9 protein-coding genes are annotated in these 12,808 nt (G+C 47.2%); 2 read left to right on the top strand and 7 right to left on the bottom strand.

What is annotated here, in order from left to right; translation table 11 throughout:
- Positions 1-20: 20 nt before the first annotated feature.
- Positions 21-974, bottom strand: coding sequence for an ABC transporter permease (locus AC1S8V_RS22805; protein ID WP_482070897.1), 954 nt, complete (start codon positions 972-974; stop codon positions 21-23).
- A gap of 281 nt (positions 975-1,255) precedes the next feature.
- On the bottom strand, positions 1,256-3,592 hold the full coding sequence (locus tag AC1S8V_RS22810) for an AraC family transcriptional regulator (RefSeq protein ID WP_482070898.1): 2,337 nt from the start codon (positions 3,590-3,592) through the stop codon (positions 1,256-1,258).
- Positions 3,593-4,104: 512 nt separating this feature from the next.
- Here AC1S8V_RS22810 and AC1S8V_RS22815 point away from each other — a divergent pair.
- Entirely contained in the window at positions 4,105-6,108 is a 2,004-nt protein-coding gene (locus AC1S8V_RS22815) for an endonuclease MutS2 (RefSeq protein WP_482070899.1), read from the top strand.
- 138 nt (positions 6,109-6,246) lie between these two features.
- Complete coding sequence (locus AC1S8V_RS22820) at positions 6,247-6,498, top strand: cysteine-rich CWC family protein (protein WP_482070900.1); 252 nt, start codon at positions 6,247-6,249, stop codon at positions 6,496-6,498.
- A 60-nt stretch (positions 6,499-6,558) separates the two neighbouring features.
- Here the strand turns inward: AC1S8V_RS22820 and AC1S8V_RS22825 are convergent, their stop codons facing one another.
- From AC1S8V_RS22825 to gcvH, 5 genes are all read right to left on the bottom strand, one after another.
- Positions 6,559-7,704 (bottom strand): mannitol-1-phosphate 5-dehydrogenase, encoded by a 1,146-nt coding sequence (locus AC1S8V_RS22825; protein ID WP_482070901.1) that lies wholly within the window; start codon positions 7,702-7,704, stop codon positions 6,559-6,561.
- Positions 7,701-8,135 (bottom strand): PTS mannitol transporter subunit IIA, encoded by a 435-nt coding sequence (locus AC1S8V_RS22830; RefSeq protein ID WP_017686856.1) that lies wholly within the window; start codon positions 8,133-8,135, stop codon positions 7,701-7,703. The genes AC1S8V_RS22825 and AC1S8V_RS22830 overlap by 4 nt, the downstream gene beginning before the upstream one ends.
- Entirely contained in the window at positions 8,132-10,234 is a 2,103-nt protein-coding gene (locus tag AC1S8V_RS22835; RefSeq protein WP_482070902.1) for a BglG family transcription antiterminator, read from the bottom strand. Before AC1S8V_RS22835 ends, AC1S8V_RS22830 begins: the two co-directional genes overlap by 4 nt.
- A gap of 38 nt (positions 10,235-10,272) precedes the next feature.
- Positions 10,273-11,727, bottom strand: coding sequence for a PTS mannitol transporter subunit IIBC (locus AC1S8V_RS22840; protein ID WP_482070903.1), 1,455 nt, complete (start codon positions 11,725-11,727; stop codon positions 10,273-10,275).
- A gap of 420 nt (positions 11,728-12,147) precedes the next feature.
- Complete coding sequence (gene gcvH, locus AC1S8V_RS22845; protein ID WP_145150142.1) at positions 12,148-12,540, bottom strand: glycine cleavage system protein GcvH; 393 nt, start codon at positions 12,538-12,540, stop codon at positions 12,148-12,150.
- Positions 12,541-12,808: the final 268 nt, after the last annotated feature.

Genomic DNA, 12,808 nt, shown 5'->3' on the forward strand with positions numbered 1-12,808 from the left:
AGAACGTCTGCTCCCGAAGGTTAGTAGACGCCTTCCTCCCCGAATTTTTTGGCTAGCGTATTGGCACCAAGGACAAGCGCCAGCCCGACAACCGATTTGAACAACCCGACAGCAGCACTATAACTGTACTGTGCCTGAGTAAGACCCTTCGTGTACACGTAGGTATCAAATACCTCGCCCACATCCCGGTTCGTCGGAGTCAGCATCAGGAAGATCTGTTCAAAGCCTGTATCCAGGAAATTGCCCAGACGCAGAATGAGCAAAATGACGATGGTACTGCGAATAGCCGGCAACGTAATATGCCAGGTTTGACGCCAGCGGCTGGCACCATCAATGCGTGCAGCTTCATAGAGCTGTGTATCTACACCCGAAAGTGCCGCCAGGAAGATAATTGTGCCCCAGCCAACCTCTTTCCAGATGGATTGTCCGACGATCATGGTTCGGAACCATCCCGGTTCAAGCAAGAAAGCCACCTTTTGCCCTGTCAGGTTATAGAGCAATTCGTTAACGGCGCCGCCCTCTGTTGTGAACAGCATGTAGAACACACCAACAACAACAACCCAGGAAACAAAGTGTGGAACGTAGACTAGCGTTTGTACAAATCGTTTGAAGCGTTCACGCCGAACCTCATTCATCATGAGGGCCAATACAATCGGCAGTGGAAAAAAGAACACGATGTTATAAATGGCAAGCAAAAACGTATTTCGAAATAATGTCCAGAACTGCGGTTCACTGAAAAAACGCTGGAAATGTTTGAACCCTACCCATTCACTTCCCAAGATGCCCTTGTAAGGCGTGTAATCCTGAAAAGCCATCGTGATGCCATACATGGGTATGTATTTGAAAATAACAAAGTAAAGCACACCCGGTATTAACATGATATAAAGCCACCGGTTTTTGATAATGTCTCTCCACAGCAGGTTTTTGTCACTGCGGGTAGCGGGCCGTGTTCGAGCCGCCGTTTCGGCTTTCATATTGTCTTCCTCCCCACATTGGAAACGATTACAAAATATCACTTCCTGAATTCATGTCTTCATTGTGGCGGATAAACGAATGACTGGCTATCGTCTCGTTTTATCCTTTTGTTTTCCCTTGTGCAGCAAGGGTTTAGCCCATTTTCATCATGAGGTTTAAAGGGGAAATGAACTGCTTTCAACCCCCATATTCCTGTCTTAACTTCATGGCAGAAGCGGCCTTCTTCCTTCATCCAGACATGAAAAAGCCTGCCTGCCATGGCAGGCAGAGCAGGCTTCTTTTATCGCTGCTGCTCCCGGTATTTGCCGGGGGTCGTCCCTGTGATTTTGCGAAACGTACGGATGAATGCGGTTGGATTGGTATAGTTTAATTTCTCGGCGATCTCCGATATTTTAAGATTCGTTGTTTGCAGCCATGTCTTCGCTTTTTCCATGCGGTACTCTGCGAGATATTCCGTAAAATTGACTCCTGCTTCCTTCTTGAATACCCGACTTAGATAGACAGGGTGAAAATTAAGCTCAGCAGCACAGGCTTCCAGCGATAATTCACGATCATAACGTTCCTCGATTAATCGAATCATGCGTCTTGCAATATTCATGTATTGGGATTCTTCCTGTTCTCGCCAGAAACGGATGACGGGCAGGAACAACCGCTTGCGGAACCAATTGGTCATTTCGTCCAATGTGGACAACTTCAGCAAATGTGCCATCGATGCTTTTTCACCCAGTACTTCGGCTACATCCCCACCTTGCTCCTGCACAAGCTGATATACACGAGACAACAACTGAACCATAATGACGGGATATTCACTGAAATGAAGTTTCTTGTCTGCAAGCAGCCCCAAATATTGCTTAAAGTACGCATCCGTCTTCTCCTCATCTCCTTGCTTGAGTGCAGAAGCGAGCTGATCCTCAATCATACGTAGTTGGGTATACAGTGCGGCCTCCATCTGACCACGTGGCTGAATATCCTCGTAATGCAAAATAATACGGCTACCCAGACTTACCCGGCCTTGCAGAGCCTCGCGGCTCTCCTGAACCGCTCTTGGCGTATCACCAATACAAGTATAAGAACGACTGATGCCAATACTTACGGGCAGATTCAGATAGGTCACCACACGTTCGCGAATCCAGTCTGCCTGGGTATGCATCCATTCCTTCAGCTTCACCTCATCCGTCAGTTCGGAGGCAAGTACGGTGACTTGAGCATCATCCAGCATGACCGGGGTGAACCGAACTGCCGAAGGAAGTAGCTCACCTACCATATTGTTGACAGCAAACAGCAGCAGGTCCCGATCCTGTTCCTCATATCGGGTCCCTTCCAACGTATCGATCTGGAGCATAAGTACGCCCAGATTGGTCCAGCCTGTCGGAAAATCGTACAATTCTCCCTGATATCTGAAATCTTCTTCCGAGATTTTGCCTGTCAGCAGTTTGGTCATAAAAAACTCCTGGAGGTGCACATGCTGCCCCTTCATTTGCTCACGCATCGTTTTCTCCGAACTGAACAAGGTTGACAATTGCTCCTCAATATAGATAAATTCATCCTGACGGCGTCCTGACGGAGCAACTGGGGAATCCAACCCCTTTGTAAACTGCAGCAATCTGGAGATCGGTGAGTACATCCGCCGACTGCCATATATGGCGAACAGTCCCGTTACACATAACATAACTAGCGTAGCGACACCGGTAACCAGAGCAATTTTCTGCGACTGGGCCGTGATCTGTCCAAGGGAAACAACGGACACGTACAGCCAGCCGTTGAGCGGAGATTGCCTATAGCTAACTGCCACTTGGTTACCTTCCACCTCTGCACTGAAGAAACCCTCAGGTTCCCCTGTCGTCTGGACGATCTCGTGGATCTCCTTATTTAAAGTGTCATATTTCGCACCTTGACTTGTATCATTCAAAAAATATTTCTGTTCCCGATCCAGAACGTACATGTCCCCGGAATTCGGATTCCGACTCAGAAATGTGCTAAGCTCCGTGTCAGCAATATCGATGACCAGAAAACCTTTGGGTTTCACATTCGTCGGTACCATCGGGATTTTGAATACCATACTGACCACATTATCCGATGAAATAAGGGTAGGTGCCTGTTCGGGTGTTAATTCACCCATACCTGCTGACACAGGTACACTTTCTTTGGCTGAACTGGCATTCTGAGTGACCCAGAACAGGCTGTTGGTATAACTTAGGTAGGAGCCAATTCGGTCTCGAATGCTGAAATCATCCAATTTGCCAAAAGAACGCATCGAAACGACCCAATCTTCATCCAGATTAACCAGATAGGCTTGGTCAATATTCGTAACCGCTTGCAAATTGTTAAAGCCGGATGTCAGATCACGAATCTCCTGAAACTCGCTGCTGTCCAGTGGTTTCTTCATCGCTTGTAGTACCAAAGGCGAATTGACATACTGGATGGATGATAATTGCAGGCTGCGCAAAACTTGTTCTACCCGCATTTGGGTCTGATGCAATATCTGAAGATTACTCTCACGCACTTTCTGTTCAATGTCACGCGATGCAATCGTATACGATACGGAACCAATTACAATAACCGGAAGGGCTCCGAGGATCAGGGTAAAGCAAAGCAAACGCAATAAATATTTAGGCAAGAAGAGCATCCTCCTTCTTATAAAATCGCTTTCATTGGATTATTTTACTATTGTTATTTTAAAACCCATTCCTATTCAAGTCCACTCATTTATTCTAAAGGTTGACTTCAAACCAATTTCCAGTTTATATTGGTTGCATATTCCTCAAGTCGAAGGAGAGATTTTTAATGTCGGTGAATGTTCTTAACTAACCAAGTTTCATATTCAGGAGTTTGGCCTTTCATTGCGCTTGTGCCCTTATGGCATACGTGTATTTCATGATGCGCCAGATCCCTGTACTTAGTTAAGAACAGCGGATATCATAAATCGCCTCCGGGATTGTAGTTGTCCGGGTCTATTTCCGCGCTGTGTTCAGCGCGGATTTTTTAATATAGACCTGTAGTGGACTCTGCTTTCCCATACGTTTAGGGCGGAGAATGACGTTTGTTCATTCTCCGCCCTTTTTGCGTTTTCAGGAATACGTTTCACCGCTTTAACTGAAATCCCAATTCAAATCCAAGGAGAGATCACGCATGAATGAAAACACCTTAAACAGTTTGGGCTATCCACAAATTCAAAAAAACGTTGCAGACTGTGCCCTGTCTTATCTGGGCAAGCGTTATGCCAGAGAACTGAAACCAATGGTTGACGCTCACCTGATTCAAATTCGCCTGGAGGAAACTGCAGAAGCGGCTGCATTGATTCGCTTCGGGGCCAGCATCCCCCTTCCTTCACTGGACGGAATGGAAACGATTATGGATCTGCTCGGTACCGGTTATCTATTCAGTGAACGTGACTTCAGTCATCTCGCTCAGTTCCTGCGAAGCTGTGCACAACTCATGAAATACATGGAGGGCAAATTAGCGGTTGCTCCCACCGTCAGTCGCTATGCAGCATCCATGATTCTGATCGAACCTTTGCTGAGTGAGATCGAGCGTTGCATCCATAGTGGACGCATTCAGGATCAGGCGAGCAAGGAACTAATTCGAATTCGTAAAAAAATGACGGTGAATGAGGAGCGCATGAAACGAAAGCTTGATTCTCTGGTGAGCAAACATCGCTCCATTATGCAGGAACATGTCATCAGCCAACGCGGAGGAAGAACGGTTCTGCCCATTAAGAAAGAGTTCCGCAAACAGGTGAAAGGCAGTGTGCTGGATGAATCGGGGAGCGGGCAAACCGTATATATCGAACCTGCCCAGTTAGTAAGTTTACAGATGGAATTGGCCGCTCTACAAGCTGAGGAGTCCCGAGAGGAGATGAGAATTCTCGGTGATTTAACCTCCCTGGCCGAATCGTATAGCCGTGAAATCGCACTGAACACCGAAACGGTAGGTGTATTGGACTTCCTGTTTGCCAAAGCCAAATATGCGGCCACCATGGATGGACGTACCGTTCGAGTCAATACTCAGGGTCAAATTAGCCTTCAACGTGCACGTCATCCGTTCATGGGTTCTTCCATGGTTCCACTTGATTTTGCAATTGGCAGAACGTACTCGTCGCTCATTATTACTGGCCCCAATACCGGTGGTAAAACGGTCGCACTCAAAACGCTAGGTTTGCTCACGTTGATGATGCAATCCGGTTTGCTTATTCCGGTAGAGGAAGGTGGCGAGATGGCTGTTTATAACGAGGTAGCGGTTGATATTGGTGACGGACAGAGTATGGAACAAGCACTCAGTACATTCTCTGCACATATTCGCAATATGATTGGCATACTGGAACAGGCCAATCCATCAACTCTGGTGCTCATTGATGAGATGGCTTCCGGTACAGATCCCGGTGAAGGTGTTGGACTGTCCATCGCCATGCTGGAGGAGCTGCACAGCCGCGGAGCAACCGTTGTGGCGACAACACATTTTGGTGAAATCAAACATTTTGCTGCTGCCACGCCAGGATTTGAAAATGCCCGTATGGAATTTGATACCGTTTCTCTCCAGCCGCTGTATCGATTGCGTATCGGAGAGGCTGGTGAGAGCTATGCTTATTCCATCGCATTAAAGCTGGGCATGCCACAACGGATTATCGAGCGATCCAAGTCCCTGTCGAATCAAAGTATTTCAAGAGATCGTACATTCGTGTTCACGTCACCTCCTTTGGAAACACCGGCCCTGACGCCTGATCGTTCCGTTACAGAATCAGACGGCCCAGCAGAGTTGTCCAAGCGGAATCAGTCGAAGCAGTCAAAGGATTCAGTCGGTCTCCACAAAAAGACAACAACCAGAGAGTCGGATTCTCTTGCTCCTGCCAAAACTTTTCGCAAAGGAGATCGGGTGTATGCGGCCTATCTTAATCAGTCGGGCATCGTCTGTGATGTGGAGGATAGCCGTGGAAATATCGGGGTCATGCTACGGGGACGCAAAGTCAAAATTCATAAGAAACGCCTGACCCTGCATATATCCGCAGATGAGCTTTATCCAGGTGACGATTATGACTTGGACATTGTGCTAGAAACAAAGGAAAATCGTAAGAAGCGTAAATTGATGGGACGCAAACATGTGGAAGGCCTACAGATTGAATTACCGCCTGAAGAATAGCCAATGGGAGAAACAGATGTGGTGAACTGGACGTCATATATACACAGTGAAATCCATAATCACCAGCACATTTCTGTTATACTGGGACCAGTATGTTCAACTTCAGCTCGTAGCTATTCACAGGGAGGAAAGAACCCAATGTCTGCAGAACAAAACGATCAAGAGCACACCCGTATCGATGTTCTTGTCTGCCCGTTATGCGGGGAAGCTAATCGCTGTTCCTATGCCGCAGGACATCCTCATTCGGAATGCTGGTGTAACCGGGCTACTTTCCCCGAAGGTGTATTCGACCGCATTCCGGCAGAGCAGCGCCGAAAATCGTGCATTTGTCAACGCTGTTTGGACGACTATGCCGATAAACGCCAACCCAAAGAAGAGCCACACAGTTAACGACTGTATGGCTCTTCTTCATTATGCCTCATCTATACTATTAGTTGGCTACCACTGTTCTTACATTTGGTTATACTGGGCAACAGCCTGTTCAAGCACCGGATGATGCTCATCCATGGACGTATAATGGTGGAGCGCAGCTGTAATCCCCTTCTGGCGGATCATGTCCTGAAGTTCAACCGCTTCCGGATCATCGGATACATCGAACTTGCAGGCTGCTGCCATACCCATAGCCAGATAGGTCGTTTCGGTTCCATCCGCATAGGCCTGAAGGGCCGGGCGAACCAGACGATCATTCGGAGACAACTTGCGCAGCGGAGAACGCCCAACACGAGTAACCTCATCGGTGAGATACGGGTTGACGAACCGTCCCAATATTTTGACAATATACTGCTCATGTTCTTCCGGGTTGAATCCAAAACGCTTCACCAGAACTTTTCCCGTTTCCTGCAGAGCACCGTAGACAATCGATTTCACCTTTTCGTCGGCAATAGCCTTCTGAATCGTGTCATACCCGTGTACATTACCGATATATGCTGCAACGCAGTGTCCTGTATTAACAGTGAACAGTTTTCGTTCGATATACGGCTCCAGATCATCGACATATAGAATGCCCTCAACCGGTTTGAATGCAGGAGCCATCTGGGAACGATCCACCACCCACTCGTAAAAAGGCTCCACCTGTACATGCAACGGATCTTCATGATGCTGAATAGGTACAATCCGGTCTACAGCCGAATCCGGGAAATAGATGTACTGATCCGCAAGTAAGCACACTTGCTCATCGAGCAGAGCATATACATGCTCTTTCAATTGCGTACTGGCTCCAATTGCGTTCTCGCAAGCAATAATGTGAAGAGGGTTTTGAGCAGGACCGGAATTCAGTCTTTTCTCAAGTCCCTTTGCAATACCTGGTGCAATATGTTTCAGCACACCCACGCCCACTGCGGTTGTAATCAGATCAGCTTCCACAACGGTTTGGGCAACTGTCTCCAGTTGGGTTCCATCGATTGCATTTACGCCTGTGACGGTCTCCTGATCCTTGCTCTCGTTAGCCAGTTCCACCGTATACTGTCCCCGTTGCTGAAGAGCGGTTACCAAGGTCTGATTCACGTCGGAGAAAACCACCTCATACCCTGCACGGGAGAGGATCAATCCGATAAACCCGCGTCCAATGTTACCTGCGCCAAAGTGTAGGGCCTTCATAGCTCCATTTCACTTTCCAGAATAGCAATAACTTCTTCGGCTGTTTTCGCCAGACGCAGGGCCTCCATATTCTCATCCTCAGCACAGATCACCGCGATGCTAGTCAAGATCTCCATATGTTCCCCGCCTTGAGCCGCGATACCAATGACCATATAAGCCTTTTCTTCGCCAAAATCTACACCCTGTGGATACTGAATGACAGAGATGCCTGTGGATAAAATGAAAGCTTTGGATTCCTTCGTACCGTGCGGGATCGCAAGTCCGTTCCCTACATAGGTCGAGACAATCTCTTCACGTTCAATCATCTTCTCAATGTAATCAGCAGTAATATGTCCCGCATCCTTCAGAATCTGTCCAGCCATACGAATCGCTTCATATTTGTCCTGAGCCGTCGCATTCATGATGACTTTATCTGTTGTTAACATACTCATAATGGTTGACCTCCAATTTCGGTTTTACTGCGATAAAATCCAACGAGTTCCTGGGACAGGTAATGAATGAGTTCATCCCTGATTCCCTTTTCCAGTAATGTAATCATTTCTTCCTGCAATAACAGGGCGCTGATCTCACTGAGAACCTCCAGGCTTTCCTTGGATAATTCTCTGGGACCGAGCATCAAAAGAACATGGGTAACTCCTGCCGGATCATCCGGTGTACGAAGGAGTGGCTCAGTAAGCTGGAATAGGCTGATGGACGGCCTGTAGATTCCCTCACTGCGTGTATGAAACAGTGCAAGTCTTGTACCGGGAATCTTCTGACTCCCCACTGCTTCACGTGCCTCCAACCGTTTCGCAATCTCCTCCGGTTCCTTCAGCACACCCGATTCATGGAGTACTTTGCACATTCCATACACGGTTTTATAGAAACCGATATCTTGGTTATCCAGCGGATACACCTGAAACTTGCCAATAATTCGGACGATTTCAATCAGAATTGCTTCCATTCCGTCAGGGTCCGAGTAACGACTTGTCGTCTGAACCTCTGCTTCACGGGGCTTGTTATGCTGTCGTTGTAATGTTGTTGTCCGGATAAAATGACGCAGACGTTCGCTCTCTTCCGCCGTGAGCAATGGACTCACTTTGTAATACTGATGCTCATCCATCGGCAGATCGACAGTGGATAACACCAGATCATATTGATCTGGAGGCATCCGGGCAGCTTCATACCAGGACACGCTATCCATGATCCGAATCTCGGGAATCTCCTTCGACAGTCGGCTGGACAGCATGCGGGATGATCCGATTCCGCTTGTACACACGATGATCGCTCTGATTTCCCGTTTCAATGCACGTAACCTCTCGATGGAAGCTCCAAAATGCATGACCAAAAAACCAATTTCCTCATCCGGAACGTCTGTGCCTGGCCAAGCTTGATGCACGGATTGTTTGACATCTTCGAAGAGGGAGTCATAATCCTTGCGAATCTGCTGCAAAAGCGGATTACGAATCATCTGTTGCCCTTCAATTCGCTCCATTACAGGTTGCATATGACCAAGCAGACCTTCACGAAGCAAACGATCCTCATGAAAGGCGTAATGCGTTCTCGCCTGCATCTGATCAATCAGTGAATGTACCCTGTCCAGTAAAATCAAGTCGTCTATTGGCAACAGCCGCGAAGAGTGAATCCGTTGCTCGGTCTCAATTAATAGCCTGTGAAAATAAGCTTGCTCATCTTGGGAGAATGTCAGCCCCAGCTGGGTGGATAACACACCACACAAGCGGGAAGCCATATAAGGTGGAACCTTCATCTCATCCTGCTCTGCAACTCCATCTCCCGTTTTCTCCCGTGGAGAAATACGGCCAATGCCAAAGCCTTTACGAATACGTACAACCGCTACGGATAATTGAATCAGCAGCTTCATGTATTGGCGTTCCGGGATGTTCTCCAGCCATTCGATATCTGGTTGCCATAACGCATTTTCGACCGTAAGCACATCACCGTGCCCAATCATATCCAGCAATTTTTGGTTTACGATGGAGCCTCCTTGTTCAGGCTGTCTTCCGAACAGGTCGGACTCATCCAGAAATTCCAGTGCAAGTGCAGCTATGGCCGTGCGATGAATCGTCTCACTTCCGTTAATCTTGACGCCATATCCACGTCTGCGAACCAGCTTCAGTCCCGCCTGACGAATCCGTGACTCCAGATCGTCCAGATCAGTCGTTACAGTGGATACAGTCACTTTCAGATCCGAAGCCAGGGCGAGCAACTTTACAGGCTCCGGTTCATCAAGCAGGATGCAAAGCATGAAGAGCTTACGCTCTTCCGGCGTAAACTCTACGTATTCTTTACCCTCTAGTTGCTGGCGCAATACAGCCAGATCATCGGAACTGGCATCGATTCGGATACCGGTTCCTGATTTTTTTTCCAGCCTCATGCCCAAAGGTTCAAGCCATTGTTCGATCATTTGAAGCTCCCGGTGAACGGTTCGGGTACTGACCTTTACTTCAACGGCGATTTCGCCGGCAGTGACTTCATGTGGATGCTCCAGCAGAAACTCCACGATTTCACGCTGTCTTTTGGTAATACTCATATCTCAGCCTCCGGCTCAGGGAAAACGAATGCGTGCAATTACTTCAGACGTTCAACGAGCGCATCGTATTCCGGGCTTTTTAGGAAGTTGTCGATGGATATATGTTCTGCGTTCGGTGCAACGGAGCGAGCTCGATCCGTTAATATTTGTTGTGTGATTACCACATCTGCATCCGGCGGGATATCACTGATGGCCGTATTGGTCACCGTAACGTCAATCCCCTCTGCCTTCATCTTCTTGCGTAGAATGGAAGCGCCCATGGCACTCGACCCCATGCCTGCATCACAGGAGAAGACAATCTTCTTCACATCTGTTTTCACTGTAGAAGAAGCCATATCCGCGGCTCTGTCTGCTTCACGATGATTTGCCGTAATGCCAGCGTTTGGCACGGTTCCTTGACTTTTCATGTCTTTCATCCGACTGGATGCGGACTCCAGATCTTCGTCCTTTTGTTTACCCGTTTTCAGCAACACTGCTGCAACCAGGAAAGAAACGACGGCTGCTACAAGCACCCCTGCGAGCATCGGCAGGTATCCACCTTTTGGTGTTAAGAGGAAATACGCGATAATACTACCCGGTGATGGTGCCGAAACAAGTCCTGCTCCGGTGAGCATGAATGTTAATGTACCTGCGACGCCACCCGCGATTGCGGCAAGAATCAGAATCGGTCTCATCAGAATGTAAGGGAAGTAGATCTCATGAATTCCCCCGAAGAAATGAATGATAACGGCACCTGGTGCAGAAGATTTGGCCATTCCGCGTCCGAAGAAACAGTAAGCAAGCAAGATACCCAGTCCCGGACCTGGGTTGGATTCAAGCATGTATAATACGGATTGCCCTAATTCTCTCGCTTGATCTGTTGCAATAGGTGTAAGAATACCGTGGTTGATTGCATTGTTCAGGAACAATACTTTACCTGGTTCAATGATTAGGTTGACCAGCGGTAGCAAGCCCAGATTCATTAAGCCTTGTACCCCGGCAGACAATACTTTGCTAATCGCTTCTACAGCAGGCCCAATGCCCAGTAGAGCAAAAATCCCCAAGATCCCGCCAATAATACCGGCTGAGAAGTTGTTAACCAGCATTTCAAATCCGGCTCTAATTTTGCCTTCAATGGATTTATCGAACTTTTTGATGATCCATGCTGCCAGTGGTCCGGCAATCATGGCGCCGAGGAACATCGGGATATCACTACCCACGATGACCCCAATGGTCATAATGGCACCCACGACACCACCACGCTGACCATGCACCATCGTACCCCCGGTGTAACCAATTAACAGTGGCAGCAAATATTTGATCATCGGATCGACTAGCTGTGCAAGCGTCTCGTTAGGGAACCAGCCTGTTGGAATGAACATGGCCGTAATTAATCCCCAGGCGATGAACGCTCCCATATTCGGCATGACCATACCACTCAGGAATCGGCCAAAACGCTGCACACCTACCCGTAGCCCACCTTTGGAATTGGACGATTGGTCCAAATTACTCATTGTATTATCCTCCTTGGATCAAGTGATTATGATTTATGAAAGGGGTATCATTTCTCCCCTGCTGTAATCCTAAGCGAGAATGGTCTCCTGTTCAATGAAATGAAAGCGTACTTTCGTCATGAACAATGATGACAACATTAGGTTATGTAATCGTTTTTATCTATGCATAATGGCTGAACCCATTGGTACACAAGGCTTTTCTTGCCTATGACTTTTATTATTTCCAAAATCATTTTCTATCCTATAGCTTGGACTAATCTTGCTATTCACATCCACAATCTGCTTAAATCAGCATTCACAACGTTCATTGGAAAGCACAAAAAAACCTCTGCAAGCATAGGCTCACACAGGTCGCAATAACATGAAGCACGTCTCATATTTTTATAAAAATATATGTTAATAAGTACAAGTTCGTTGATACTATTCTTCCGTATGTTTACGATACGCGTCTGCATTCATCAATGTAGACAATGCTGCTGTCAGATCTCCCTCAACACGAATCTCAATCATCCAGCCTTCCTCGTAAGGAGAGCTGTTCACAAGTTCAGGTGAGTCCTGCAACGAATCATTGACTGCAATAATTGAACCAGTGACGGGAGAGAACAAGTCCGAAACCGTTTTGACCGATTCGATCGTTCCAATGCTGTCTTCTGCTTTTACATTGGATTCAAGGTCAGGCAATTCCACAAACACAATGTCACCCAGCTGATGCTGCGCGAACTCGGTAATGCCAATACGTACAGTATCCTCCCCTACGGTTTGCACCCATTCGTGCTCTTCACTGTACAGGAAATCACTTTTCAATTCGCTCATCGATATCCGCCTCGCTTTTCATTAATGAGTGCATGCGTTCTTTGACCTTAACCTTTTTCCCAGAACATAGCGTATGATATTTATGAATCAAATGTCAAGATACCTCACAATTTATTTGCTAATTGCCTCCTCAAACCGTAACCTGAATACACTCTTTCTACATATACTGGTGAATATTAGAATAGTAAGCGCAGTCTTTATAAATATACGAACAATAAAATTAAAATTATATTAAACATTCGGTTTTAAATCATTTTCTATGATATCG

The organism is Paenibacillus sp. B46(2026) (assembly GCF_056786355.1).